Annotated in this window: 27 protein-coding genes; 11 read left to right on the forward strand and 16 right to left on the reverse strand. The window is 67.8% G+C overall.

Annotation, left to right across the window (positions count from 1 at the left end; all coding sequences use genetic code 11):
* The first annotated feature begins 28 nt into the window (after nt 1–28).
* The 4 genes from QTH90_RS10040 to QTH90_RS10055 are packed head-to-tail and all read left to right on the forward strand — an operon-like array spanning nt 29 to nt 2,954.
* Nucleotides 29–415: a DUF1090 domain-containing protein gene (locus tag QTH90_RS10040; protein WP_286664308.1), complete on the forward strand. Its 387-nt coding sequence runs from the start codon at nt 29–31 to the stop codon at nt 413–415.
* 25 nt (nt 416–440) lie between these two features.
* On the forward strand, nt 441–1,109 hold the full coding sequence (locus QTH90_RS10045; protein WP_286664309.1) for an alpha/beta hydrolase family protein: 669 nt from the start codon (nt 441–443) through the stop codon (nt 1,107–1,109).
* A 25-nt stretch (nt 1,110–1,134) separates the two neighbouring features.
* Nucleotides 1,135–1,908, forward strand: coding sequence for a glucose 1-dehydrogenase (locus tag QTH90_RS10050; RefSeq protein WP_286664310.1), 774 nt, complete (start codon nt 1,135–1,137; stop codon nt 1,906–1,908).
* An 8-nt stretch (nt 1,909–1,916) separates the two neighbouring features.
* Entirely contained in the window at nt 1,917–2,954 is a 1,038-nt protein-coding gene (locus QTH90_RS10055) for an L-idonate 5-dehydrogenase (RefSeq protein WP_286664311.1), read from the forward strand.
* A 25-nt stretch (nt 2,955–2,979) separates the two neighbouring features.
* Here the strand turns inward: QTH90_RS10055 and QTH90_RS10060 are convergent, their stop codons facing one another.
* The 16 genes from QTH90_RS10060 to QTH90_RS10135 form a co-directional block, all read right to left on the reverse strand.
* Nucleotides 2,980–3,606 (reverse strand): GntR family transcriptional regulator, encoded by a 627-nt coding sequence (locus QTH90_RS10060; RefSeq protein ID WP_286664312.1) that lies wholly within the window; start codon nt 3,604–3,606, stop codon nt 2,980–2,982.
* Between the two features lie 32 nt (nt 3,607–3,638).
* The gene (locus QTH90_RS10065; protein WP_286664313.1) at nt 3,639–4,448 is read right to left on the reverse strand and encodes an HpcH/HpaI aldolase/citrate lyase family protein; all 810 of its coding nucleotides are present in this window, start codon (nt 4,446–4,448) and stop codon (nt 3,639–3,641) included.
* Nucleotides 4,449–4,455: 7 nt separating this feature from the next.
* Nucleotides 4,456–5,037: a cysteine hydrolase family protein gene (locus tag QTH90_RS10070; protein WP_286664314.1), complete on the reverse strand. Its 582-nt coding sequence runs from the start codon at nt 5,035–5,037 to the stop codon at nt 4,456–4,458.
* Between the two features lie 50 nt (nt 5,038–5,087).
* A complete protein-coding gene (locus tag QTH90_RS10075; protein ID WP_286664315.1) occupies nt 5,088–6,293 on the reverse strand; it encodes a CaiB/BaiF CoA transferase family protein in 1,206 nt (401 codons plus the stop codon).
* Nucleotides 6,290–7,456: a CoA transferase gene (locus tag QTH90_RS10080; protein ID WP_286664316.1), complete on the reverse strand. Its 1,167-nt coding sequence runs from the start codon at nt 7,454–7,456 to the stop codon at nt 6,290–6,292. Before QTH90_RS10080 ends, QTH90_RS10075 begins: the two co-directional genes overlap by 4 nt.
* A 36-nt stretch (nt 7,457–7,492) precedes the next feature.
* Nucleotides 7,493–8,713 carry an FAS1-like dehydratase domain-containing protein gene (locus tag QTH90_RS10085; RefSeq protein ID WP_286664317.1) on the reverse strand — a complete coding sequence of 407 codons (1,221 nt, stop codon included), beginning with the start codon at nt 8,711–8,713 and terminating at the stop codon, nt 7,493–7,495.
* Nucleotides 8,714–8,815: 102 nt separating this feature from the next.
* A complete protein-coding gene (locus tag QTH90_RS10090) occupies nt 8,816–9,820 on the reverse strand; it encodes a Bug family tripartite tricarboxylate transporter substrate binding protein (RefSeq protein ID WP_286664318.1) in 1,005 nt (334 codons plus the stop codon).
* Nucleotides 9,817–10,743: an SMP-30/gluconolactonase/LRE family protein gene (locus QTH90_RS10095; protein ID WP_286664319.1), complete on the reverse strand. Its 927-nt coding sequence runs from the start codon at nt 10,741–10,743 to the stop codon at nt 9,817–9,819. The genes QTH90_RS10090 and QTH90_RS10095 overlap by 4 nt, the downstream gene beginning before the upstream one ends.
* Complete coding sequence (locus QTH90_RS10100) at nt 10,731–11,513, reverse strand: ABC transporter ATP-binding protein (protein ID WP_286664320.1); 783 nt, start codon at nt 11,511–11,513, stop codon at nt 10,731–10,733. Before QTH90_RS10100 ends, QTH90_RS10095 begins: the two co-directional genes overlap by 13 nt.
* Nucleotides 11,506–12,294, reverse strand: a complete 789-nt coding sequence (locus QTH90_RS10105) for an ABC transporter ATP-binding protein (RefSeq protein WP_286664321.1) — start codon at nt 12,292–12,294, stop codon at nt 11,506–11,508. The genes QTH90_RS10100 and QTH90_RS10105 overlap by 8 nt, the downstream gene beginning before the upstream one ends.
* Nucleotides 12,291–13,307: a branched-chain amino acid ABC transporter permease gene (locus QTH90_RS10110; protein WP_286664322.1), complete on the reverse strand. Its 1,017-nt coding sequence runs from the start codon at nt 13,305–13,307 to the stop codon at nt 12,291–12,293. The genes QTH90_RS10105 and QTH90_RS10110 overlap by 4 nt, the downstream gene beginning before the upstream one ends.
* Nucleotides 13,300–14,178 (reverse strand): branched-chain amino acid ABC transporter permease, encoded by an 879-nt coding sequence (locus tag QTH90_RS10115; RefSeq protein WP_286664323.1) that lies wholly within the window; start codon nt 14,176–14,178, stop codon nt 13,300–13,302. Before QTH90_RS10115 ends, QTH90_RS10110 begins: the two co-directional genes overlap by 8 nt.
* 4 nt (nt 14,179–14,182) lie before the next feature.
* A complete protein-coding gene (locus tag QTH90_RS10120) occupies nt 14,183–15,109 on the reverse strand; it encodes an NAD(P)-dependent oxidoreductase (RefSeq protein ID WP_286664324.1) in 927 nt (308 codons plus the stop codon).
* Nucleotides 15,110–15,122: 13 nt separating this feature from the next.
* Complete coding sequence (locus QTH90_RS10125; RefSeq protein WP_286664325.1) at nt 15,123–15,869, reverse strand: SDR family NAD(P)-dependent oxidoreductase; 747 nt, start codon at nt 15,867–15,869, stop codon at nt 15,123–15,125.
* A 48-nt stretch (nt 15,870–15,917) separates the two neighbouring features.
* On the reverse strand, nt 15,918–16,760 hold the full coding sequence (locus QTH90_RS10130) for an HTD2 family dehydratase (RefSeq protein WP_286664326.1): 843 nt from the start codon (nt 16,758–16,760) through the stop codon (nt 15,918–15,920).
* 9 nt (nt 16,761–16,769) lie between these two features.
* On the reverse strand, nt 16,770–17,984 hold the full coding sequence (locus QTH90_RS10135; protein WP_286664327.1) for an ABC transporter substrate-binding protein: 1,215 nt from the start codon (nt 17,982–17,984) through the stop codon (nt 16,770–16,772).
* A gap of 169 nt (nt 17,985–18,153) precedes the next feature.
* Here QTH90_RS10135 and QTH90_RS10140 point away from each other — a divergent pair, with 169 nt between their 5' ends.
* The 7 genes from QTH90_RS10140 to QTH90_RS10170 all read left to right on the forward strand — a co-directional run bounded on the left by QTH90_RS10140 (nt 18,154) and on the right by QTH90_RS10170 (nt 26,569).
* Nucleotides 18,154–19,383 carry a CaiB/BaiF CoA transferase family protein gene (locus QTH90_RS10140; protein WP_286664328.1) on the forward strand — a complete coding sequence of 410 codons (1,230 nt, stop codon included), beginning with the start codon at nt 18,154–18,156 and terminating at the stop codon, nt 19,381–19,383.
* Nucleotides 19,373–20,356 carry a Bug family tripartite tricarboxylate transporter substrate binding protein gene (locus QTH90_RS10145; RefSeq protein WP_286664329.1) on the forward strand — a complete coding sequence of 328 codons (984 nt, stop codon included), beginning with the start codon at nt 19,373–19,375 and terminating at the stop codon, nt 20,354–20,356. Before QTH90_RS10140 ends, QTH90_RS10145 begins: the two co-directional genes overlap by 11 nt.
* Before the next feature lie 11 nt (nt 20,357–20,367).
* Entirely contained in the window at nt 20,368–20,532 is a 165-nt protein-coding gene (locus QTH90_RS10150; RefSeq protein ID WP_286664330.1) for a hypothetical protein, read from the forward strand.
* A 62-nt stretch (nt 20,533–20,594) separates the two neighbouring features.
* Nucleotides 20,595–24,893 carry a GAF domain-containing protein gene (locus QTH90_RS10155; RefSeq protein ID WP_286664331.1) on the forward strand — a complete coding sequence of 1,433 codons (4,299 nt, stop codon included), beginning with the start codon at nt 20,595–20,597 and terminating at the stop codon, nt 24,891–24,893.
* Nucleotides 24,894–25,105: 212 nt separating this feature from the next.
* The gene (locus QTH90_RS10160) at nt 25,106–25,462 is read left to right on the forward strand and encodes an STAS domain-containing protein (protein WP_286664332.1); all 357 of its coding nucleotides are present in this window, start codon (nt 25,106–25,108) and stop codon (nt 25,460–25,462) included.
* Complete coding sequence (locus QTH90_RS10165; RefSeq protein ID WP_286664333.1) at nt 25,462–25,899, forward strand: ATP-binding protein; 438 nt, start codon at nt 25,462–25,464, stop codon at nt 25,897–25,899. The genes QTH90_RS10160 and QTH90_RS10165 overlap by 1 nt, the downstream gene beginning before the upstream one ends.
* Nucleotides 25,900–25,942: 43 nt before the next feature.
* Nucleotides 25,943–26,569 (forward strand): hypothetical protein, encoded by a 627-nt coding sequence (locus QTH90_RS10170; RefSeq protein WP_286664334.1) that lies wholly within the window; start codon nt 25,943–25,945, stop codon nt 26,567–26,569.
* The last annotated feature ends 7 nt before the right edge of the window (nt 26,570–26,576 follow it).

Raw genomic sequence — 26,576 nt, forward strand, 5'->3', positions numbered from 1 at the left:
GGCTCGGCACCTTGAACACGGAGCACTCATGAATATTTCGACTTACCTCCTGGCAGCAGCGCTCGCCACATCGTCCTTCGGGGCCGCTGCGCAGGCCGCACCCGGCGGAACCTGCCGCGCCAAGCACGAGGCCATCAGCCGGGACATCGACGAAGCCAAGGCCAAGGGGCAGAAACAGCGCGTTCGTGGTCTGGAGCGCGCGCTGAAGGAGGTCGACCGCAACTGCAGCGACGAGAAGCTGCAGGCGGAGCATCAGCGCCGCATCGCGCAACAGGAGAAGAAGGTTGCCGCGAGAGAACGCGAGCTGAAGGAAGCCGAACGCAATGGCAGCGCCGAAAAGATCGCGCGGCGAAAGAGCAAACTCGCCGAGGAACAAGCGGAACTGCAGCGCCTCAAGGAAGCCCGCCTCAACTGACCCATCCGCACGACACTGGACCGACATGCAGAAAGTCTCGATACGCATCAACGACGACCTGGCCGTCTCGGGGATCGTGCAGGCGCCGCCCGCGCCCAGTGCCTGCTACGTCTTCGCCCACGGGGCGGGCGCCGGCATGGACCATTCGTTCATGACCGCGGTTGCGGACGGCCTGGCCGAACGCCACATCGCCACCCTGCGCTATCAGTTCCCCTACATGGAACTCGGCAAGAAGCGTCCGGACCTGCCGCCCACGGCGCACGCCACGGTTCGTGCGGCGGTGGCGTACGCGGCGCAGGTGTTCGGGCCGCTGCCCCTGCTGGCGGGCGGCAAGTCCTTCGGCGCCCGCATGACCTCGCAGGCGCAGGCGATCGAGCCGCTGCCTCGCGTCGAAGGCCTGGTGTTCCTGGGCTTCCCCCTGCATCCTGCCGGCGTGCCCGCGACCTCTCGCGCCGAGCATCTGTCGAAGGTGCAGATCCCGATGCTCTTCGTCCAGGGCACGCAGGACAAGCTGGCGGACCTCGACCACCTTCGCCCGGTCGTCGCGAAGCTCGGCTCGCGCGCCACGCTGATGGTGATCGACCATGCGGACCATTCCTTCCACGTCCTCAAGCGCTCGGGGCGCGATGATGACGAGGTGCTGACCGAGATCCTCGACGGCGTGGCCCGATGGGCGGCCGGGCGTTCTTCCTGAACCTGTTTCACTGCTGGAGATCCTGTTGCAATCCGTCCTCAAGAACTTTGACCTCACCGGGCGCACCGCGCTCATCACCGGCTCCAGTGCGGGCATCGGCTTCGCGCTGGCGCGCGGGCTGGCCGGCGCCGGCGCCCGCGTGATCCTCAACGCGCGCAATGCCGCCAAGCTGGAGCAGGCCGCGACGCAGTTGCGCGACGAGGGCGCCACGGTCTTCGCCGCCGCCTTCGACGTGACCTCGGGCGATGCGGTGAACGCCGCCATCGCGCGCATCGAGGCCGACATCGGCGCGATCGACATCCTGGTCAACAACGCCGGCATGCAGCGCCGCGGGCCGCTCGACCAGTTCGAGGAAGCGAACTGGCACGAACTGATGAAGACCAACGTCGACAGCGTGTTCCTCGTCGGCAAGGCGGTGGCGCAGCGCATGATCCCGCGCGGGCGCGGCAAGATCGTCAACATCTGCTCGGTGCAGAGCGAGCTCGGCCGACCCGGCATCGCGCCCTACACCGCCAGCAAGGGTGCGGTGAAGATGCTGACCAAGGGCATGGCCATCGACTGGGGCCAGCACGGCATCCAGGTCAACGGCCTCGGGCCCGGCTACTTCAAGACCGAGCTGACCGAGGCGCTGGTCAACAACGAGGACTTCACGAAATGGCTGGTCGGCCGCACGCCCTCGCGGCGCTGGGGCGATGTCGAAGACCTGGTGGGCGCGGCGGTGTTTCTTTCGAGCGATGCCTCCAACTTCGTGAACGGCCACATCCTCTACGTGGACGGCGGCGTGACCGCCACTCTCTGAGAAAGACCATGGAAGCACTCGTCATTCACGCACCCGGCGACCTGCGCGTCGAAGAGATCGAAACCGCCGAGCTCGGCGCCGACCAGCTGCAGGTGCGCGTGCGCTGCGGCGGCATCTGCGGCTCCGACCTGCACTACTACCAGCACGGGGGCTTCGGCACCGTGCGCATCCAGCAGCCGATGGTGCTGGGCCACGAGGTGGCCGGGATGATCGAGGCGGTGGGCTCCGCCGTCACCGGCTTCCAGCCCGGCGAGCGCATCGCGATCAGCCCGAGCCGGCCCTGCGGGCTGTGCCGCTTCTGCCAGCAGGGGCTGCAGAACCACTGCCTGGACATGCGCTACTACGGTAGCGCGATGCGCAACCCGCACGTGCAGGGTGCCTTCCGCCAGCAGATCGTGGTCGAGACGCACCAGGCGCACAAGCTCGCGGATTCGGTCAGCGACGGCGAGGGCTCGATGGCCGAGCCGCTGTCGGTGGCGCTGCACGCGGTGCGGCGCGCGGGCCCGCTGCTGGGCCAGCGGGTGCTGGTGACCGGTTGCGGGCCGATCGGTGCGCTGGCGATCATTGCGGCGCGCCGGGCCGGCGCCGCGCACATCGTCGCGACCGACGTGGGCGCGCTCACGCTGGAAAAGGCGCTCAAGGTCGGCGCCGACGAGGTGGTCAACGTGGCCGAGGAGCCCGATGGTCTCAAGCGCTTCGCCGTCGACAAGGGCAGCTTCGACGTGCTGCTGGAGGCCAGCGGCAACCCACGCGCGCTGGTCGGCGCCTTCGAGGCGCTGCGCCCGCGCGGCGTGATCGTGCAGCTGGGCCTGGCTGGCGGCGAGATCCAGTTGCCGATCAACACCATCGTCGCCAAGGAATTCGACCTGCGCGGCGCCTTCCGCTTCCACGAGGAATTCGCCGTCGCGGTCGAGCTGCTCAACAAGGGGCTGGTGGACGTCAAGCCGCTGATCTCGGCGACGCTGTCGTATCGTGATTCGGCGCGCGCATTCGCGCTGGCGGCGGACCGGTCGCAGGCGATGAAGGTGCTGCTGAACTTCGACTGAGCCGCGACGACGCGGCGGTCCGCGTCTAGACCGACTTCAGGACCGTCCACCCCGACTCGATGTGCTTGCGCATCGCGAGCATGGCGGTGGACGCATCGCCCGTGGTGAGCGCCTGCAGGATCTCGTCGTGCTCGTGCACGGCATCCTTGCCGCGGCCTTCCACGGCGTTGATCAGGTCGAACGGGTAGCGCGCCCACAGGATCTGGACGAAGTGCAGGGTCTGGGGCATTTGCGCGCAGTCGTAGAGGCGCCGATGAAAGCGGTAGTTGACGCCACGCGCGATCGCGCGATCGCCGCTCTCGAAGGCGGCGGCGAATTCGTCGGCCAGCGCCCGAAGCTCGGCGATGTCCTGCGACGTGACCTTCTCGACCGCGCCGCGAACCAGTTGCGCTTCCAGCATCAGCCGGAGATTGAGGATCTCGCCGGAGGCACCGGCATCGAAAGGGACCACGCGGGCGCCGCGATAGGAGTCGCCGCTGACATAGCCTTCGGCCGCCAGCAGCTTCAGTGCCTCGCGCACGGGCGTGATGCTCAGGTGGAGTTGCTCGGCGATCTCGGCCTGCTTGAGGCGCGAGCCGCGCGGGTACACCCCGGAGATGATCCGCTCGCGCAGGTAATCCGCAACTTGTTCTTCTTTGGTTCGATAGTCCATTTGCTGCAGCCCTGCAAACCCTCCGCGGGATTCTAAGCGGCAGCGTCCGTGCCTTCGGCGACGATGCGCCGCGCCCGGTCGACGACCGGCTTGTCGATCATCTTGCCGTCTACGGAGGTGGCTGCGCCTCCGCTGGCCTCGAAAGCAGCCAACACCGCCAGCGCCCACTGCAGGTCCTGCGGCGTGGGCAGGAAGGCCGCGTTCACCGGCGCGACCTGGCGCGGATGGATGCACAGCTTGCCGCCGAAGCCCAGTTGCCGCGAACGCAACGCATCCGCCCGCATGCGCGCGTCGTCGTCGAAATGAACGCTGACGCCGTCGATCGGGGCGACGAGACCGGCATGGCAGGAATGCAGAACGATCTGGACGCGCACGCTCGTCATCGCATCGCCCTCGTCCGCGATGCCGCTTTCGGCGGCGAAGTCCACGCTGCCGAAAGCGATGCGCTCCAGGCCGGGCACCCGGACCATCTGCGCCAGTTCCATCAGGCCGGACACTGTTTCCAGCAGCGCGACGATCCGGCGCCCCGGCAGCGCCTGGGCCGTGCGCGCCAGCGAATCCGCATCGGCCTTGGGCAGCATCAGACCCGCGCCCGGCGCCGCCTGCAGCATTCGCAAGTCATCGGCGTGCCACTCGGTCTGCAGGGCATTGATGCGCACGAAGGCCCGGCGTCCGGTCGAAAGCCAGGAGGCGACCGTGCCGCGCGCGCCGGTCTTGGCCGCAGGTGCGACGGCGTCCTCCAGATCCAGGATGATTTCGCGCGCGCCGCTGGCGGCGGCCTTGTCGAAGCGCTCGGGCCGATCGCCGGGCACGAACAGCAGGCTGCGTGCGACGCGACTCATCGGCGCCTCACCCGAACACCACTTCTTGCGAAGTCGTCAGGCGACAGAAGCGGCGCAAGCTCTGGATCGCGCCCTCGTGCTCCTCGGCCGACAGCCCGCAGCAGCAGTCTTCCAGCACGACCATCTCGTAGTCGCGGTCGTGGCCTTCACGCACCGTGGCCTGCACGACCGCGTTCGTCGAGATGCCCGAGCAGTAGATCCGCCGGATCCCCTTCGCGCGCAGGATCGCTTCCAGACTGGTGCTGTAGAAGGGGCTGACGCGGTGCTTGACGATGTCGAAGTCGCCGGACTGCATGCCGAGGTCCGGATGCACCTCGGTGCCCCAGGTGCCGAGCTTGAAGACGCCGTTCTTGCGGGCACCGGAAAAGATCGGCGAATCGGGCGGGCACTCGCGGTAATCGGGCGAGAAGCCGACCCGCACGAAGCCGATGGGCACGCCGGCGGCGCGCGCCTTGTCGATCGCGTGGCGGGTGTTCTCGAGGATGCGGCGGCCGCGCACCTGCTCGCCATAGGCGGCCTTGCCGTTCGGCCCGTCCGCGTGGACCAGGTCGTTTTCCATGTCCAGCACGAGGTAGATGGACTCTGTCACGTAGCACTCCTTGGGTTCGTTGATTGGGGCGTTGTCGCGCGAGGGATGTTCTACAGGATGACCTCGCGCTTTTCCAGATCGGCCCGGCGTGCGGCGTCGAGCCCCAGCAGTTCGCCGAAGACATATTCCTCATCCTGCCCCAGCGTCGGCGTCAGCCGGCGAATGCCCACGTCGTCCGTGACCGAGAAGCGCCCCGGTGCGCCGACGGCCAGGCGCAGCGGAATGTCGGGCGCGCTCACCTCGACCAGGGCGCCGCGCTCGCGCAGGTGCGCATCGTCCGCCACATCCTGCATGTTCCACGACACGTGGGCGCAAACGCCGGCCTCCTGCAACCGTGCCGCCGTCTCGTCGGCGTCGCGCGTGGCCAGCCAGCCCATGAGCAGCGCATCGATCTCGGCCTGGTGTCGGCGGCGTGCCTGCGCGGTGGCAAAGCGCGAGTCAAGCGGCGGCCCGCCCTGCCCCAGCGTCGTCAGCAGCGCTTTCCATTCGCGGTCGTTGCGCACCGCCAGAGTCAGCCAGCGATCGGGTTGGGCGGTGGCGTAGATGCCGTGCGGCGCCATGGCGAGATCGCCGTTGCCGGGCCGCTGGGGCGTGCTGCCGCAACTGGCCTGAACGAGCGCATCGCCGATCATGGCCGAAGCGACTTCGCGTGCGGCCAGGTCGACGTGCTGCGCGCGGCCGGTGCGGCGGCGCTGATGCAACGCAGCCAAGGTGGCCGCCGCCGCATGCACGCCCGCGGAGTGATCCATGACGTGGCGCATCTCCACCGGCGGCCCGTCGCTGTAGCCGCTCATCCAGCCCAGCCCGCCCCAGGCGCCGAAGAGCGGCGCGTACCCGGCAAAGTGCGAATCCGGACCGCTCTGGCCGCACGAGGACAGCGAAAGCAGGACGATGTCCGTCCTGGCCTCGCGCAAGGCATCGAAGCCAAGGCCGAGCCGCTTCATCACGCCGGGCCTGAAGCTCTCTGCCGCGATGTCGGACAGGGCGACGATCCGCTTGGCAAGTTCCACCGCCTCGGGTTGCTTCAGGTTGAGGCGCACCGACAGCTTGTTCGCCGACACCTGGTCGAAGGTCGCCGCCTGCATCCGGCCGTACACCGCATGCGGCTTGCGAAAGGCATCGGGCCGCGTGCGGCTCTCGATCTTGATGCACTGCGCGCCCAGCTGGGACAGCAGGTGCGTGCAGAAAGGGCCGGCCGCGTGGATCGTGAAATCCGCGATGCGAACGCCGGCAAGGGGCGCGTGGGGGCGCGTCATGCGGTCACCTCCTGTGCCATCTCGCCCAGGGCGGGCACCCGTCCGCAGCCTTGCAAGGGCGTGCAGCGGAACTGGAACGGCGCCATCAGCACATCGACCTCCATGCCGCTTTCGAGCGTCGCAGGCGCGAACAGTCCGCGCGCGCGTTCGTGCTCGCCCTGCGTCACCTCCGTGGGCGTGCGGTATCGGGCTGCGGGCACGCCCAGTTCCTGCGCGCGCCGCACGATGTCCTCGACGCGATGCCTCGCCATCCATTCGCGGATATGGCCGTTGATCTCGTCGCCGCGCCGGCTGCGTTCGAGCGGGTCGCGCAGGGCATCTTCGCGGGCCCATCCGGGCCCGCCCAGCAGTTCGACGAGGGCGCTCCATTGCCGGTCTTCGAGCGTGAGCAGTTCCAGATAGCCGTCGAGCGTCTTGAACACGCCGCCGTAGCGGAAGCTGCGCGTCGAACGATGTTCCAGCGAGCCATCGCCCAGCCGCTGCAACGCGAAGGCACCGACCGACAGCATCGCGTCCTGCACCGATACATCCACGTACTGGCCTCCGAGTTCGGGCACGGCCCACCATGCGGCGAGCGCGCAGGTCAGCGCCATGCTGCCGCCCTGGTAGCCGGCGAAGTGCCCGTAGACCTTGAGCGGAGGCCGGTCCGGGAACAGCTCGCGCGACAGGCCATTGGGCAACAGGAACCCCTCGCCGCCGGCATGCACCAGGTTCACTTCCTCGCCGTCCCAGTCCGCCTTGGCTCCGCTGGCGCCGAAGGGCAACACGCTCACATGGACGAGTCGGGGAAAGCTCCTGCCGATCGATTCCGGGTCGAGGCCCGCGGCCGCACGCTCGCGCACCGGCGTGTCGTCGATCAGGATGTCGGCGCCATCCAGCGCGCGCGCCAGCACGGCCTGCCCGCTGCCCGTCAGCGGGTCGCAGACCAGGCTGCGCTTTCCGACGGCAAGGTAGGCGAACAGCGCGCTTTCCCCCGTCTCTTCCAGCAACGGCGGTGCCTGCCGCAACGCGGACCCCTCCTCGGGCTCCAGCATCACGACCTGCGCGCCCATCGCGGCCAGGAGGCGACCGGCGTAGGCGGCCGCCACCGTGCGCGAACGCTCGACCACGCGGCAACCCGACAAGGGCAGCTCGACGGATGGTGACACTTCATCGAAAAGCATGTGACCTCTTTCGCGGTGTTGCCGGGGACCTTGCGTTCAGCGGATGACCGGCAGTTCGAGATCGACGCCGGAGCCGTCGATGAAGGCCGGAAGCTTCACGTCGCGCGAGGGCAGCGCCACGGTCGCGATGCCCGGCGTGGTCACTTCGCCGCGCTGGTTCTCGGCGGCGATCTCGATGTCCACCAGCGCGATGTTGTTCTTGACGTACTTGCGCACGACCTTGCCCTTGCAGAACGTCGTGTCACCCACGATGTTGAAGCGCCGCATCTCGGTGCGCACGCGCTTGATCACCCCGGCATCGCCCATCCAGTTGGTGATCAGCGTGCACATCCAGGAAGAGCGCTGGGGACCATAGTCATAGGTGCCGGGCACGCCCACTTCCTTCGCCACGGATTCGCGGTGATGCCCGATGCCCGTGTACTCCACCCCGCCGCCCGCCTCGGGATTGCGGAAGAAGTGGCCCGGGTGCTTGACGGCCGCCTGCAGCACCACGCCATGCGTGTGTCCACGGCCGCAGCCCACGAGAAAGCCCATGGTGTCCATCAGCGACAGCGGCCCGCGCGCGATGGTCGGCAGCTCCTCGCCGACCTGCACTTCCTCCCAGTAGCGCACGTTCGCGCCGCGGATGTTCTTGGGCTCGTCCAGGACGATCTCGTCGATGCGGTCGCGCATCTCGTCCGTGTATTCGTGCTGGACGATTTCCTTGTACTTGCCGGTGTCGCGCGCCGCCTTGCGCTCGTGGCGAGTGCAGGTGCCGAGCGCACGCGCCACCAATTCGCCGCGCTGGTTGAAGTAGGAAGCCTCGACGTACTGCAGCACCAGACGGCCGGAGAACTTGCTTTCCTTCTCCTCGACGCCGACCACGCGTTCGATCGGGGTGATGCGGTCGCCCGGGCGCACGTGGCGGAACAGTTCCCAGTCGTTGCCGGCATAGAAACCGTGCACGCCCGGCAGGCCCCAGCGCGTGCGGCCGAGCCAGCCGAAGGCCATGGGGAACATCGGGTGCGCGAGCATCGTGCCGTAGCGTGTGCTGGCGCCGTAGCCGATATCGCGGTAGAGAGGGTTCAGGTCGCCGATGCCGTTGCACCAGTTGCGCAGCGTGTCGGGCGTGGCGTCCTGCAGATAGGGGCCTTCGGGGCGCAGGTGCAGGCCGATCATGGCCTTGGCGTCGGCGATGGCCTGGTCGGTGATGCGGCCTTCTGCGGGGGCGTTGCCGACGTCGGATTGCGCGGGGTTGAGGGCGGTGGCTGTGGTCACGGTCTTACTCCTGGGTGGCTTGGTTGAACAGACAATGCAGAATGCATTCTTTTAGGAAAGGGACGAACCCCTTGATGACGTGGCATGGACTCCCTGCTTTCTTCAGTCGCCGCGGATGTCGGCGGCCTTGATGATCTCGCCCCACTTGGGGCGCTCTGCCTTCACGAATGCATCGAGTTGCGCCGGCCCCATGAACAGGGGTTCGACGCCGATTTCCAGCATCCGGCTGCGCGTCTCGGGTTGCTGCAGCGCACGCTGGACGTGTTCGCCGAGCTTTCGCACGACGTCGGCTGGCGTGCCGCGCGGCGCGAACAATGCATCCCACGCCACGACGTCGAAGCCGGGCACGCCCTGCTCCGACACCGGCCTGACGCCGGGCAGCATCTCGCTGGCCTTGAGGGACGTGATGCCCAACGCGCGCAGCTTGCCCGCCGCGATCTGCGGGCGCGCGGCGGTGACCGTGTCGATGGCCAACGGAATCTGCCCGCCGAGGAGATCGGTCATCGACTGGCTGGACGACTTGTATTTCACGCCGAACAGCGGTGCCTGAGCCGCCTTCACGAACTGAGCGAACACGACGCTTGCCGTCGTGCTCGGCAGCCCCACGTTCAGCGTGCCAGGCTTGGCGCGGGCCTGGGCGATGAGTTCCGCGATGCCGTTGGCGGGCAGGTCGGGTGCGGAGGTGCAGAACACCATCGGCAGCAAGCCGAGCATGGCCACGCCGTCGAAGTCCGACGCGGCATTGAAGCCAGGCGCGCTGAAAAGGAACTCGTTGGCCGCATGCGTCGCGTTGGTACCGAGCACGAAGGTGTATCCGTCGGCTGGAGATCGCGCCCCTGCCGCGGTCCCGATATTGCCGCCGGCGCCGGCGCGGTTGTCCACCACGATGCTCTGGTTCAGGCTCATCGAGAGTTCGTGCCCGATCAGGCGCATCAGCACATCGGCGCCCTGCCCCGCCGCATAGGGAACGATGATGCGAATGGGCCGCGAAGGCCACGCCTGCTGGGCGCCAACCGGCAAAGTGCCCGCGCCGAGAACGGCCGCCGCAGCGGCTGCGCCGCGCTGCAGAAAGCGGCGACGGCTGGAATACGTGGCATGGCGCGTCATGCCGAAAGCGCCAGTCCTGCCCGCGGCCACCGCACAGCGAAAAGCTGTCCATGGCCGGAGAGCGTGATGAAGGCCGTGCGCCGGTCCGCGGCACCGAAGCAGATGTTGGTGCAGTAGCCTTCGGGCGCCTCGTGGAACTCCAGCAGTTCGCCTGTCGGGGCGAACACGCTGATCCCGCCGCGCACGAGAGTCGCCACGCAGATGTTGCCGCTCTCCTCCACCGCCAGCGAGTCGAATCGCTGGAAGCCCGGGAGCCCATGCACCAGGCGTCCGCCGTTCGGCGAGGGCCAGGGTTCGTGCCCGAGTTCGCCGGGCGCCTTGACGGGATAGGACCAGAGCCGGCTCGTCTCCGTCTCGCTCACGTACAGCGTGCGCCCGTCCGGCGACAGCCCGACGCCATTCGGCGTGAGCACCGGATGCGCGGCACGGCGGATGAAGCTGCCATCGATGCGCGCGTAGTAGACGGCGCCACGCAGGATGCGGTCCTCGAAGGTCTTGCCGAAGTCGCTGAACCAGAACCCGCCGTGCGCGTCGAACACGATGTCGTTCGGGCCATGCAGCGGAATGCCTTCGCATTGCGTGTAGAGCGTTTCCACCTCGCCGTTCGAAAGGTCCACCCGCTGGATCGCGCCGCCCCGGTAGTCCGCAGCCGCGCCCGTCGGCCGTGTGAAGCCGTCGTCGGTGCGCCAACTGAAGCCGCCGTTGTTGCAGATGTAGCAGTGCCCGTCCGGTCCCAGTGCGGCGCCATTCGGTCCGCCGCCGAGTTCCGCCACGACACTGAGTTCGCCGTTCGGCAGCACGCGCACGAGCCGGCCCCCGGCGATCTCGACCACCAGCACGCTGCCATCCGGAAGCGCCACGGGGCCTTCCGGAAACCGCAGTCCGGTCGCGATCACTTCGCCTTGCAACTTCAGACCGCCCATGACTGTGTCTCCCTGGATGCGTTGGCCGATTCGTCCTGCCGCGCGCCGAGGTAGGCGTCGATGGCCTGCTGGCGTCCTTCGCGGGTGCGCAGCGAGTGCGCATCGAGTTCGCCGACGATGTGCCCGTGACGCATCACCCAGGCGCGCGCCGCAAGCTTGGCCGCTGCGTGAAAGCTCTGCTCGACCAGCAGCGCAGCGAGCTTCTGTTCCTTCTGGATGAGTGCCAGCCGCTCGTAGACGCGCGCCACGAGCAGCGGTGCCAGGCCGAGCGATGGCTCGTCCAGCAGCAGCAGGCGCGGCGCCGACATCAACCCGCGGCCGATCGCCAGCATCTGCTGCTCGCCGCCGCTCAGCAGCCCTGCGGGCGACTTCAGTCGGTTGGCAATCTCGGGGAAGAAGTCCAGCACGACCTGCCGACGCTTCGCACGGACCGATGCTTCGACGAAGTACGACCCGAGCGTGAGGTTGTCGGCGACCGACAGATCCGTGACGATCGCGCGCCCTTCCGGCACGTAGGCGATGCCGGCGCGAAAGCGCCTGGCGGACGACCAGCCGCTGATGTCCTCGCCATCGAAGCGGACGCGGCCTTGCGCAGGCTCCAGCCCCGCGATCGCCCGCAGCGTGCTGGACTTGCCGGCGCCGTTGGCGCCCAGCAGTGCCGCCACCGTCGCACCCGGCACATCCAGCGCAATGCCGTGCACCACAGGCCCTGCGCCGTAGCGCACGGTCAGATCCTCGACCTGCAGCAGGTTCGATGCCGCTTCACTCATCGTCGTCTCCGAGATAGACGCGCACCACTTCGGGGTTGGAGCGGATCTGCGCCGGGCTTCCCGAGGCGAGCAGGCGGCCCACGTTGAGCACGTGGATGGTGTCGCAGACTTCCATGATCAGGTCCATGTCGTGCTCCACGACCACCATCACCAACTGCGGCGACCGGAGCCTCAGGAGCGCTGTCGAGAGGTCGCGCGTCTCGACCGAATTCAAGCCCGCTGCCGGTTCGTCCAGGAGCAGGACGCGCGGCTCCCCTGCAATGGCGCGCGCGATCTCGGCCAGCCGCAGCACACCGGGCGGCAGGCTGGCGGGCGCTTCATCGGCCACGTTCGCGATGCCCAGCCGGGTCAGTGCTGCCAGCGCGAGTTCACGGTTGTGCGCGCGCTCCTGCCGGCCGCGAGGCAGCGGCAGGAAGGCATCGAGCCAGCCCGCGGCCGACTGGCGGTCGAGCCCGATCATCACGTTCTCGACCACGCTCAGCTCCGGACACAGCGCCACGTGCTGGAAGCTGCGCGAGAAGCCGAGCGCGGCGCGCCCCGTGGGCGGAATGCCCTCCAGGCCGATATCGCCCAGGCGCATGCGGCCCTGCTGGGGCGAGTACAGCCCCGTCAGGCAATTGAAGAAGCTGGTCTTGCCCGCACCGTTGGGACCGATCAGGCCGGTGATCTCGCCCGGCTGCAGTTGCAGTGCGATGCCTTGCAGCACCTGGTTGCCTCCGAAGGCCAGCGCCAGGTCCTGCACGACCAGCGGCACTGTCGGCGCCATCGCGACTGCGCTCATGTGTGGCCCCCTTCGAGCCGCGCCCGCACGGCTGCCGGCAGCGCATTGACGCCGAGCACCACCACGAGCAGCGCGCCGCCGTAGAGGATCGGCACCCAGTCACCCGCGCCGGCGAGCAGCAGCGGCATCAACGTGAGGAACACGCCGCCGATGAGACTGCCGACGACCGACATCGAATGGAGGCAGACCACCGAGCCGACCAGCAGGAAGATCGAGGTCCACAGCGTGAAGCTGTTCGGCGACACGGTGGACGAACTGAACGACAGCAGCGCACCGCCGATCGCGGCGATCGAAGCGCTCAGGGCCATGCACGACAGCCGGGCCCAGCTGCGGCGCACGCCGAAGGACTCGGCCGCATGCGTCGAGGTGCGGATCAGCAGCATCGCCATCGCCTGCCGCGAGCGCCGGAAGTGGCGCAGCAGCAAGGCGACGGCCACGAGCCCGAAGAGCGGCAGGTAGTAGCGTTGCAAGGACTTGGGCACGCCGGGCAGCGCATCGAGCTTGACGTACAGACCCTCATAGCCGCCGGACACGCTGGAGAAGTGCAGCAGCAATTCCGGCAATGCCAGCGCGAGCGCCATCGTGGTGACGGCGAGGTAGATGCCGGACAGGTGCCGCGACGGAAAAGCAAACACCACGCCGAGCAACGCGCCCAGCACTGCTGCCACCGGCAGGCTCGCCAGCAGCGGCAGGCCCAGGTACTTTTCGAGAATGGCGACGGTGTAGGCCCCGGCCGCGACGAACACGCCATGCCCGATCGAGACCTCGCCGGCGTAGCGCACCAGGAAGCTCACCGCGATGATCGCGATGGCATTGGCGAAGCACACGCCGAGCGTGAAGGTCCAGTAGCCGCCGGAGACCAGCGGAAGCAACAGCAGCACGAGCAAGCCGAGCGCACTGCCGGCCTTGCGCGCCCACGCGCCTCGCGCGGCACCGGCTGCGCGATCGGACTTCGGCGCGGCAGCGGACGGAAGGGTCGAACGGGCAGCAGGAAGAATGGGCAGGCTAGACACGGGCACCCCCTCGAACGGCGAGCACGCCTTTGGGAAAGACGTTGAGCACCAGCAGGATCGTGACCAGCAGGTAGGTGTTGTTGAACTCCGCCGACACATAGAAGGACAGCAGGTTCATCAGCACGCCGATGAAGATGCCGCCCACCACCGCGCCCGCCAGGCTGCTGAATCCACCGACCACGGCGGCGGCGAAGGACTGCAGCATGAAGGACGCCACGCTCGTGGACGAGAGGAAGGTGGTCGGCACGATCAGCAGCGACGCGACCAGCCCGAGCAGGCCGGCCACCACCCACGAGAAGACATGCACCCCGCGCAGGTTCAGCCCGCAGACCCGGCTCGCGAACGGGTTCGCCGACACCGCGCGAAATGCGATACCGATGCGCGTGCGCTCGATCAGCAGGTAGAGCAAGCCGATCGCCAATGCCGTCACGAGCAGCACTGCCAGGTCGTAGGAGGACACCTGGAGACCGCCGAACTGTGCGCGCCAGCGCGGCAAGGGCAGGTCCATCGACACCACGTTGGAGCCGAACATCAACTGCGTCACGCCCTGCATGACCAGGCCTACGCCGAGGGTCGCGATCGTGCTGGTCAGGTCGGACTTGAACACCAGCGGCGCGATCAGCAGGTAGCTCGCGGCCATCACGACGACCATGATCGCCAGCGTCAGGAGCACGGCGGGAAACCACGACATGTTCGCGAACGTGCCGGCCGTGAACCCGAACACCAGGAAGGCCGCGAACCCGGCCAGGTTGCCGTGCGCGAAGTTCACGACGTTCGAGCTCTTGTAGATGAGCACGATGCCGATCGCGCCCATCGCGTAGAGGGAGCCGCTGACGATGCCCGCCCAGACCAGGCCGATGAAGTCGGACATGAGGTCAGGCCCGGTGGGTGGCCGCGGCGGGTGCCGGGCCGATGTTGCGGTCGATCAGCTCGATCACCGCCGGAAAGTAGCGCCCGCCCCATCCGTTGCTCGCGGTCGCGGCGTAGTAGCGCTGTGCCAGCTCCGTGACGTGCGCCGAGGTGCCTACCTGCGATGCGAGTTCGAGCATGTAGCCGATGTCCTTGAGCGCGTATTCGGGCGGGAAGGACTTCTCCGGGAACTCGCGCGGCAGCATGGCCTTGCGGCCGTGGTTGCGCAGCACGAAGCTGTCGCCGGAGCCCTTGGAGACGGCGTCCAGCAGCACGGCGGGCTGCACGCCTGCGCGCTCGCCGATCACCATCATCTCGGCCAGCGCCATGGTGTGCTCGAACACGAGGGCGTTGTTGATCAGCTTCACGACCTGGCCGCAGCCCAGCTCGCCGCAGCGTGTCACGTCCGAGCCGATGTAGCGCAGCAGCGGCTCGATGCGCGCGAAGAGCGCTTCGCTCGCGCCCACCATGATGCTCAGCTCGCCGCGCTGGGCGGCTTCCCGCGTGCGCGCCACCGGCGCATCGGCGAACTGGACGTCCAGCCGCCCGAGCCGTTCGCCGACGCTGCGGGCGCTCTCGACCGTGGTCGTGCTCAGGTCCACGATGATCGAAGGACGGCGCGCGCCTGCCGTGAGGCCCTGCGGCCCGAGGCAGACCTGCTCCACCTGCGGCCCGCCCGGCAGCGACAGGAAGACGACGTCCGCTTGTGCGGCCACGTCGGCCGGCGTCTCGACGCGGCGCGCCTTCGTGCCCTCCAGCGCCTGGAAGGCGTTCGGGTTCATGTCGAAGGCGATGACCTCGCCCGCATGCTTGAGAGCCATGTTGCGGCACATCGGCCCGCCCATCACGCCGAGTCCGATGAAGCCGATCACCGTTGCTGCGTCGTCTGCCATGCGATTCACCTCGTCAGTCCATCCACATGCCGCCGCTGATATCCAGCGAGGTGCCCGTGATCCAGTTGGAGGCCGGCGAGCAAAGGAAGAGCGCGGCCTGCGCGATGTCCTCCGCGTTGCCGTAGCGGCCGAGAGGCACGGTGGTATTGGCCGACGGCGCGACGCTGCCGCCGGTGACGTTCGCCCACATGGCTGTCTCGACCGGCCCAGGGGCCAGCACGTTCGCATACACGCCGTGCGGCGCACCGGCCTTCGCGACCCAGCGCATCATCCCGTGCACGGCTGCCTTTGATGCAACGTACGCGGGGCCGGAGGCGACACCACCGTTCTTGGCCGCGATCGATCCGGCCGCGAGGATCTTGCCGAAGCCGCGCTCGCACATCAGCGGGAACAGCTTGCGCGTCGGGTTGACCACGCCACGCACATTGACGGACATGATCGAATCCCACTCCTCGTCCGTGCTGTCGCCGAGCGGGGTTCGCGCGATGATGCCGGCGCACAGGACCAGGATGTCCACCTTGCCGTGCTCGGCGATCACGGCGTCGATGACCTTGTCCGTCTCAGCGCGGGAGACCACGTCGTAGCGGCGGTACTGGATGCCGCTGCCGATGTCTTCATGCGCCGCACGATCGGTGGCGACCACTCGCGCGCCTGCCGCCTTGAAAGCCTGCGCGATGGCGCGGCCCATGCCGCCTGCGCCGCCCGTGATCAGCGCGACCTGGCCTTCGAGGCTCGCCGGTCCGCTCAGGTGTTGTGCCATGTCTCTCGTCTCCTTTGTGGTGTGGATGTCTGGATGCCGCGCAGCAGCTCAGCCGAATGCCGCGGTCGCGGACATCGCCAGCTCGCCATCGGGGCCGCGCGCCCACAGCGCCAGCGTGCCGTCGGCCATCGCCTGCCCTTCGAGGCGGAACGCCCGGCTGACGAAAAGCGGACTGACACCGCGGAACTCGAAGCGCGCCAGCCGCTTGCCGCCGCCCTGCTCCACGGCCAGCTGCTGCAGCAACGTCGCCGTCAGCGGGCCATGCACCACGAGGTCGGGGTAGCCCTCCTCGTCACGCGCATAGCTCTGGTCGTAGTGGATGCGGTGGCCGTTGAAGGTCAGCGCCGAATAGCGGAAGAGCAAGGTCGTGTCGGGTTCGAACGCGCGGCCCCACTGGGCCTCGCCGTCGTGCCGCTGCGGCGCCGGTGCGGGCGCGGCGCCCGGCGGGGTCGCCTCGCGGTAGACGATGTCCTGTTCCTCGACGATGCACGCCCGGCCCTCGCAAGTGGTCGTGTGCTCCACGGTCACGAACCAGAGCGAGCCACGCTTGCCGACCTTGTTCTCCACCTTGACGATGCGGCTGCGGCGGGTCGCCTCGGCATCCACGGGCAGGTCCGAGAGATAGCGCAGCCGGCTGCCGGCCCACATCCGTCGCGGCAGTTCGATGGGCGGCAGGAAGCCGCCGCGCTTCGGATGACCATCCACGCCGAGTTCACGGCGCGGCGCGGCCGGGTTGAAGAACAGCCACTGCCATCCGGGCGGCAGCGGTTCGCCGGCGGCGGGCGCGTCTTTCAGGTCGAGCGTCGCGGCCATGGCCTGCACGGCGGGCGCGAGGATGCGCTGCGTGCGCTCCTCCTCGCGGCCGATCCAGGCGTCATATGCAGTGGTCAAGTCGGCTCCTCAGGACAGCTTGGCGTCGAACACTTCGGGCGGGTAAGGCTGGAAGTCGCGCAGCAGCTTGAAGCTGCCATCGGACGCCGCCTGGATGATCCCTTCCTGGCGTGCGCCGCGATGGTCGCCGGCCGTGAAGGTCACGTTGCGCGCGCCGCCGATGGCCTGATTGCTGATGGTCTCCATCACGTCGACGAAGCTGGCGCGCGTCAGCGGCTTGCCGCTGGCAAGCAGCGCCTGGAATCCCTTGACGAACAGCGCTCCGTTGCTCCAGCCGTTGAGGCCGAACACGCCGATCGGATCGCTGGGGTAGTACTTGGCGACGTTGTCGCGGTAGGCCTTGATCTGCGGATCGTCGGATGTCACCGGCATGAGCCACGAGGAGAAGTACACCCCGTCCAGCAGCGGGCCGGCGAGCTTGCGCGTGGTCGGGTCGGCCGTGAAGAACGGCGCCATCCACTTGGTCTCGTAGCTGATGCGGTCGGCTGCCTTCAGTGCCGCCGCCAGGTTGGCGTTGGAGCCGAAGAGGATCACCACGTCCGCCTTCGCGTTCGCCAGCCGGCGAACGTGCGGCGTGAAGTCGGTGCTGCGCACTTCGAACGGAATCGACTCGGCCGGCTCCTTCTTGCGCGAAGCCATGTGCAGGTCGAAGCCGCGCTTGGCCGAGCGGCCGAGTTCGTCGTTTTCCCACAGCAGCGCGACACGGCCGGCGTTGAGGCCGCTCCACGCGTAGTCGAGGTTCGCCGCCGCCGACCAGCCGTAGTCCGGCAGCAGCGGAAACACCAGCCGCTCGGAGAACAGGGCGCTCGCGCCGCCGATGGGGCCGATCATCGGCAGCCCCACTTCCTTGGCGTAGGGAATGACGGCCACGGACTGCGCGGTGCCGGTCGCGGCCGTCAGCGCGAAGATCTTGTTTTCCTCGACGAGGCGGCGCGTCACCGCCACGCTGCGGGCCGGCTCGTAGCCGTCGTCATAAGTGACGAAGTTGATCTTCCAGCCGTTCAACGCATTCGTCTCGTTGGCCCACTTGAAGCAGGACTCGGCGGCGTGCGTGAGGATCGTATAGAAGGGCACCGGCCCGGTGATCGGCGTGAAGGCGCCCACGGTCACGGTCTTGCTGGCCACATCGATGCCGGGCGACACCTGCTGCTGCGCATGCGCCCAGCCCGGCAAGGCGACGGAAGCGGCGGCGGCACCGCTGTAGAGAAAGGTCCTTCTGCGCATGACGTTGTCTCCTGAGGTTCGAAAGCGGTTCATGGCCGCGAAAGAATGCATTGTATAAGTTGACCACTTGCTGATGGCATGCGGGTTTTCTCTAGTCTCAGGGCGCAAATTTGCGCTTTCGCCTGAAACTCACACAAATACAATGCATTCTTTTAGGAGACGACGCCCCATGCAGAAACCTGTCCTCGCAGGACGCCGCGTGATCGAGCTGGGCACCATGCTGGCCGCGCCCTTTGCCGCCCACATCCTTTCGCAACTCGGCGCGGAGGTGATCAAGGTCGAGCCGCCACGCGGCGACCCGACGAGAAGCCTGGTTCGCGGCGGCCCCAGCGGAACCTTCATCGCCTACAGCCACGGCAAGAAGAGCGTGTGCATCGACCTCGCCACCCCGGAAGGCCACGACGCGTTCTGCAAGCTGCTGGCGACGGCCGACGTGCTCGTCCACAACCTCGCGCCCAAGGCCGCGCGCAAGCTCGGGTTGACGCGCGAGGACTGCCGGGCCATCAACCCCCGGCTGGTCTACTGCCACATTCGCGGCTACGCGGCCGGGCCGCAGGAGGACGACCTCGCCTCCAACCCCGTCGCCGAGGCGTCCTCGGGCGTGATGGAAGCCAACCGCATCGACGGCCGGCCCAGCCGCCTGGGGCCTTCGTACCATGACCAGTTCGCAGGCGCCTATGCGGTGATCGGCATCCTCTCGGCGATGTTGCAATCGAAAGAAGGCCAGGCGGCAGGGCCCGTTGAAGTGGGCCTCTACGAAACGGGCCTGCATGTCGCCTCGCGCGACCTGTCCGGCGCGCAACTCAAGATGCAGTTGCTGGGACGGCCGGAGCGCGAACCCAACGGAGAATTCAGCATGCCCGGTTACGGGGCCTATGCCACCAGCGACGATCGCTGGATCTACCTGTTGATGCTGACCGATGCCCATTGGCTCAAGTTCTGCCACGCCTTGGACCTCCCGCAGGCCGGCGACGCCGCGCTTGCGAGCCTGCGCGAGCGCAAGAAGGCGCGCGATCAGGTGGAGGGCATCGTGAAAGCAGCCATGGCCGCGCTCACTTTCGACGAGGCCTCCGCGCGCCTCAAGGCCGGTGGCGTCGGGTTCACCGAAGTGCTGCCGCTGGAACGCGTGCTCGACGCACCCCAGGCCCGCCAGCCGGGCAAGCTGCGGCAGGTGCACTACCGCGGCCTCGCCTTCGACGTGCCCGAGTTCCCGCGGCTCGGCGCCGCCACGGACGACATCGAGACCCTGCCCCCACCGGAGCTCGGCGAACACACGCTGGAGCTGCTGCGTTCAGCAGGGATGACATCGCAGGCCTGCGGGCAATTGCTTGCCCAGGGCGCGATCGCGTCAGCCAAACCCGACGATTTCACCTGGGCGGCGGTGCGTCATGCAGCGTGATCCGATCAAGGCCGCGCTCGGGCTGCTTGCAGCCTGCCTGCTATGCGCCACCGGGGTCGCCAGCGCGGCGGACTACCCCACGCGCCCGATTCGCCTGATCGTCGGTTTCACACCGGGGGGCGGCGCCGATTTCGTCGCCCGGCAGGTGGCGCAGCACCTTGGGCAGGCACTCGACACCAGCGTCGTCGTCGACGACAAGCCGGGCGCCAACGGCACCCTCGCCGCCGCGGACGTGGCGCGCATGCCCGCCGATGGCTACACGCTCCTGCTGGGCGTGAGCGCCAGCCAGTCGATCAGCCCGGTGCTCATGCCCAAGCTGCCTTACGACCCGCTGCGCGACTTCACGCCCATCACCCAGGTGGGCTACACGCCGCTGGTGCTCGTGGTCAACAACCGCACGCCCGCGAAGACCGTGGGCGACTTCGTGCGGTACGTCAATTCGAGCAGTGAACCGGTCACCTACGGCTCGGCGGGCACGGGGAACATCACCCACATGGCGGCCGAACTGTTCGTGCAGTCGACCGGCACGGCCAACCTCAGGCATATCCCCTACAAAGGCAGCAGCCAGGTCATCACCGACCTGCTCGGCGGCCACATCTCGGCCTATTTCGACACCCTGCCCTCGTCGCTCCCCTTCATACAGAGCGGCCAGCTCAGGGCGCTGGGCGTCACCAGCGGCGAGCGCAGCGCGGCTGCGCCGGAGATCCCGACGATGCGCGAAGCGGGCGTGCCCACCTACCAGGCCACGACCTGGTTCGGCGTATTCGCCCCGCCCGGCCTGAACCCCGAATTGGCCAACCGCCTGCAGGAAGCCATCCACAAGAGCATGGACACGCCCGCTGCGCGCCAGGCCATGACGGCGCGCGGCGTGGAGCCCGTGCTCGACACGCCAGCGCACTTTCGCTCCGAACTGGAGGCGGACATCGCACGCTGGCGCGAGGTCACCCGCAAGGCGAAGCTCACCCTGGACTGAGAGCCCACGCCATGCTGCGCCGCTGGCTGCGAAACGCCGGATCGTTCATCCACCGGCTGGTCGTCGATTCGGGTGCGCTGATCGGTGCCGCCTACGCCGAGCCGATCGATGCGCCGGCACGGGGCGCGCGGCCCGAGGACGCCACCCGCGTGCAGAGATTGCCCCTTCACCGCTAGACTGCACGCCGTGGCGCGCGCCGATCGCGCATCAACCCGCTGATCGCTGAAGGCAAATGCCCATGGCTGAGTCCCGGTCTCGACCCCTGTCGAAGCACGCGCCGCGCGCGGGCAGCGCACTGCGCGACCCGTTCGAGCGGCTGGCCGACGCCGGCGTGCGACTGAACGAATTGCAGAGCTCCGGGAGGGTGTGCGACCTGCTGGTCGAAGAGGCCGCCGGACTCATTGGCGCCCAGCGCGTGCTCCTCGTGCTCGATACGGAAACCGGCCTGCGCCATGCGGGCGCGAGGTTGCCACCCGCCGAAGACGCCGGCACCCTCCTCGGCGCCATCACACCCTGGCTCGACGACACCCGCCGCACCCGCAAGCCGAGCCTGCGGCACGGACCCGATGACGCCGTCGCGATCGACCAACGCTCCTGCCTGATCGCGCCGCTGATGGCGCAAGGGGAATTGCTCGGCTATCTCTACGCCGACATCGAAGGCCGGTTCGATCGCTTCGAACAGGTGCACCGTGACCTGCTGTCCGCACTCGCGCGGCAGGCGGCCGGCGCCCTGGCCCACACCCGCGTCCGCGAGGAGCTTCAGCGCGAATTGGCCGCGTGCAAGCGCGAGCGCATGCAGCGTGCCGAAGAACTCACCCTGGTCAACGGCATCCAGCGGGGCATGGCAGCCAAGCTGGGCTTCCAGGCCATCGTCGACCTCGTGGGCGACAAGCTGCGCGAACTCTTCGATTCCGGCGACCTGAACATCGTGTGGTGGGACGACAAGACCAATCTCGTGCAGGTGCTGTACCGCTACGAACACAACCGGCCCCTGCCACTGCCGCCGGCACGCCCGTTGAAGCCGGACGAACCCCTGGCCCGCATGCTGCTCGCGCGCAAGGTTGGCGTCGCCAACACGCGCGAGGAGCAGACCCGGGTCGGCCTGCACCCCGCACCCGGAACCGACTGGGCCCATTCCATCGTCGCCGTGCCGATCATCGGCAGCGACCGCGTCCTCGGCGTCATCGCGCTGCAGAACCACGATCGCGAATACGCCTTCGGCGCGCACGAGGTCGGGCTGCTCGAAACGGTAGCCGCCAGCATGGGCCTGGCGCTGGAGAACGCCCGCCTCTTCGACGAGACGCAGCGCCACGGCCACGAAATGCTGGAGGCGCTGGCGCACCAGACTGCCGCAGCCGAAGTGCTGAAAGTCATCGGCAGCTCGGTTGCCGACCCCGGGCCGGTGTTCGACAAGATCATCGAGTGCTGCGAGCGGCTGTTCGACGTCAGCTCCTTCGCCCTGATGATGCTGGACGACCAGGGCCGGCTCGCGCTCACGCGGTGGGTGATGACGGCCACTGGCCGCGCCACGGTCAGCGAGGAGCGGCTGGCCGAGATCAGCGCGTCGATGCAGGCGAACTACCCGATGCCGATCTCGGGCACTTCGGCCGAGGTCTCGTTTCGCACCGGCGATCTGGTGGAGTTCGCCGACGTGCTCGCCGATCCTGCGGCGCCACTGGTCTTGCGCCGCAATGCCGAGCTCGCGGGAACCAGCTTCGCCAACCTGTCCGCGCCGCTGGTCTGGGAAGGCCGCGGCATCGGCATCCTGAGCATGCAGCGCACGGAAGTCGGTCCGTTCCGGCCCAGCGAGCGCGCCCTGCTCAAGACCTTTGCCGACCAGGCCGTCATCGCGATCCAGAACGCACAGCTTTTCAACGAGACCCAGGCGGCGCTGAACAAGGTCGAGGTGCGCACCGGGGAACTGACCGAGTCGCTCGAATACCAGACCGCCGTCAGCGACGTGCTGCGCGTCATCAGCGAATCGCGCACCGACGTGACGCCGGTGTTCGAGGCGATCCTGGACTGCACCATGTGGTTGTTCGAAGGCCCGGCCTCCGCGATCTTCAGCTACGACGGGCGCATGGTTCACCTGGCCGCGACCCGCAACTGGTCCCCGGAGGCGCTGGAGGCGGCGCGCACCGTGTGGCCTGCGCCGCCCGACCCGCGCCAGCTGAACGGCCGCGTCATTCTGGAGCGAAGGCCCCTGAGCATCGAGGACGCCTGGTCCGACCCGGACTACGACCGCCGCCTGGCGAACAGCGGCAACCGGCGCCGGATGATCTGCGCGCCCATGCTCAAGGACGGCGTGCCGATCGGCGCGATCACCACTGCCTGGCCCGCGCCCGGCGAGACACCGCAACGGCAGATCGACCTGCTCCAGCTCTTTGCCGACCAGGCCGTGCTCGCGATCGAGAACGTGCGGCTGATCCACGAAACCCGCGAGGCGCTCGAACGCCAGACCGCGACCGCGGACGTGCTGCAGGTCATCAGCGAATCGATGGAGAACGCGCAGCCCGTGTTCGACAAGATCCTGGAAAGCTGCCAGCGCCTGTTCTCCGGCACCCAGCTCGGCATCTCGCTGGTCGGGGATGACGGAATGATGCACCTCGGCGCGCATCGGGGCTCTGCCCGCGAAGTACTCGAGCGCTACTATCCCCGGCCCATCGACCGTTCGCCCATCGGGGACGCCATGGCCGGCCCCGAGGCGCTCCATATTCCGGATGCGCTCGGCGAGCCGAACCTGCCGCCGTTCATGCGCGAGGTTGCCGAACACATCGGCAACTACGCGATCCTGATTGCCCCGCTGACGTGGGAGGGCCGCTACATCGGCTCGATCCACGTCGCGCGCCAGCCGCCGGGCCCCTTTGCCGACAAGGAAATCAGGCTGCTCGAAACCTTCGCCGACCAGGCGGTGATCGCCATCCAGAACGCCCGCCTGTTCAACGAGACCAAGGAAGCACGCGCTGCCGCCGAGGCCACGAACGAGGCCAAGAGCGCCTTCCTCGCAACGATGAGCCACGAGATCCGCACGCCGATGAACGCGGTCATCGGCATGAGCGGCCTGCTGCTCGACACGCCGCTCGACGCCGAGCAGCAGGACTACGTCTCGACCATCCGCGATTCCGGCGATGCATTGCTGACCCTCATCAACGACATCCTCGACTACTCGAAGATCGAGGCCGGCCGCATGGACATCGAGCAGCATCCCTTCGACCTGCGCGAGTGCGTGGAGTCGGCGCTCGACCTCGTCAGCACGCGCGCGACCGAGAAGCACCTCGACATCGCCTACGTGTTCGAAGGCGACGTGCCGGTGGGGGTGAACGGCGACCTCACCCGGCTGCGGCAGATCCTCCTGAACCTGCTGAGCAACGCGGTGAAGTTCACTGAGGCCGGCGAAGTCGTGCTGACCGTGAGCGCGGAACCAGCCTCCGCTGGCAAGGTCGCGCTGACCTTCGCCGTGCGCGATACAGGCATCGGCCTGTCGCCACAGGGCATGAGCCGGCTGTTCCAATCCTTCTCGCAGGCCGACTCCAGCACCACGCGCAAGTACGGCGGCACGGGTCTCGGCCTCGCCATCAGCAAGCGGCTGACCGAGCTCATGGGCGGGACCATGTGGGTCGAAAGCGGAGGCCCGGGCACCGGCTCGACCTTCTTCTTCACCGTCGATGCGCAGATTGCGGACACGCCGCCGAGCCGGCGCCCCGCCGTCACGGGCGTGCAGGTCGACCTGCAGGACAAGCGCGTGCTCGTCGTGGACGACAACGCCACCAACCGGCGCGTGCTCACGCTCCAGACCGGCCGATGGGGCATGGCGTCGCGCGACACCGAATCGCCTGCCGAAGCCTTGCGCTGGCTCGACCAGGGCGAGCGCTACGACATCGCCATCCTCGACATGCACATGCCCGAAATGGACGGCGTCGACCTGGCGCGGCGCATCCGCGCGAACCACAGGACGCTGCCGCTCGTGCTGTTCAGCTCGCTGGGCCGGCGCGAAGCGGGCGATGCCGAATCGCTGTTCAACGCCTATCTGTCGAAGCCGATCCACCAGTCGCAATTGTTCGACACGCTGGTGAACCTGCTTGCGCACGAGCCGGCCGCCAGACCCGCACCCAGCGTTGCGGCGAAGCCGCAGATCGATCCGGCGATGGCCACGCACCATCCGCTGCGCATCCTGCTGGCCGAGGACAACGCGGTGAACCAGAAGCTCGCCATGCGCCTGCTGCAGCAGATGGGCTACCGCGCGGACCTCGCCTCCAATGGCATCGAAGCCGTCGAGTCGGTGCAGCGCCAGACTTACGACGTGGTGCTGATGGACGTGCAAATGCCCGAACTCGACGGGCTCGACGCCACGCGCCAGATCTGCACGCTGCTGGCGCCCACGCAGCGCCCGCGCATCGTGGCGATGACCGCCAATGCCATGCAGGGCGACCAGGAAATGTGCCTCGCGGCGGGCATGGACGACTACCTGACCAAGCCGATCCGGGTCGACCGGCTGGTCGAGGCCCTGCACAACGTCCCTGCGCGCAAGGACCGCTGAAATCCGCAATTTCGCCGTCGGACGCATCCACATTTCGGTGTAGGACGATTTATCGACGTGGCCGCAATTTGGGCGTAAGCTAGAAAAAGGTTCTATCTGTTGCTTGTAAGACGATCTTGTTTGGTTTTAGAAACAAGAACAACTCACGAACGAGACAGTTCTTGCAGCCAGGAACCGATTCGGACCCCATCGACATCGATTGCGGAGAACGTATGGACCTGAGAAGCGAGCAACTGGCCGACGGCGTCGAAAAGATCAGTCTGGTCGGGCGCATGGACAGCATCGGCGGACATGACATCGATCTGCGCTTCGCCGCCCTCGTCGCCACCCGAAAGCTTCTTGCCGTGGTCGATATGTCGGAGGTGTCCTTTCTGGCTTCCATCGGCATTCGCACACTGGTCATCAATGCGAGGGCCCAGTCCTCGCGCGGCGGCGTGATGGCGCTGGCGAACCCTCAGCCCCTGGTGGCCGAGGTGCTCAAGATGGCGGGGATCGACACGATCATCCCCGTCTACCCCGATGTCGATACCGCCTGCAGCGCGCTGATGGCGGCAGCAGAAAGCCGCTGATGTCTCAGTTCGACGGGGAGCCGCAGGCATCCCTGATCGTCGGCAGCGAATTGCGCGAACTCCCGCGCGTCACCGCCTGGGTGCACGACTGGGCCGAGCACCAGCACCTGCCGGAACGGGTCGCGCAGAGCCTCGACCTCTGCTCCGTCGAGGTGCTCACGAACATCATGACCTACGCCTGCAGCGAAGGTGCGCAGCGCATCGTCCTGCACCTGGGCTGGCAAGGCGAGGATGTGGCACTGGACGTCGAGGACGAAGGCAGCGAGTTCGACCTCAGGAAGGTTCCCGATCCGACACGGGCCACCAGCGTTCAGGACGCACGCATCGGCGGCTGGGGCATTCCCATCGTTCGCCATTTCTCCGATGGCGTGCGCTATCGCCACGAAGACGGACGCAATTGCCTGACGCTCCTGTTCCGGGCGTCGCCGCCGCACTGATCGACCTTCACCCCCGTCAATTCACAACCGAGGAGACTTCTCAATGGGAACGGCAGCCAAAAACTCACCCAGCATCGATGCGCAAAGCGCGTTGGCGGCTCAGGCGGCTCTTGCCGGCGGCCAGCCCAATGGCGCGGGCGAAAGCTCCGGCGTCGACAAGATGCGCGAATTGTTGTTCGGCAACCAGATGCAGGACTACGACAAGCGCTTTTCCATTCTCGAGGATCGCTTCCAGCAACGGCTGCGCGACCTGGAGGCAGAGTCGAACCGCAGCCTGAGCAGCCTCGAATCGACCATGAAGAAGCAGCTCGAATCGGTCGCCGGCCAGTTCCGCGAGGAAAAGGATCTGCGCTCCGATGCCGACAAGGAGCTGGAGCGCAGCCTGCGCGATCACACGCAGGCGCTGGAGAAGAGACTCGCCCAGGTGTCCGACCAGCTCGCGCGGCATGAGCGCGAATTCACGGACCGGCTGAGCCATGAGGTCCAGGGCTTGCGCGAGGACATCAAGCGGCGCCAGGACGACAGCCGCGCCACCATCGAACGCATGTTCGCCGAACTCAGCAACGTCAAGACCGATCGCAACCTGCTTGCGGGCCTGTTCGTCGAGATCGCCAAATGCTTGAATCAGGAAGTCACGCCCAAGGGCGGCAACGGCATCGAGCGCGGGTGAGCCGCGC

Source organism: Variovorax flavidus (genome assembly GCF_030317145.1).
Taxonomy (GTDB): domain Bacteria; phylum Pseudomonadota; class Gammaproteobacteria; order Burkholderiales; family Burkholderiaceae_C; genus Variovorax; species Variovorax flavidus.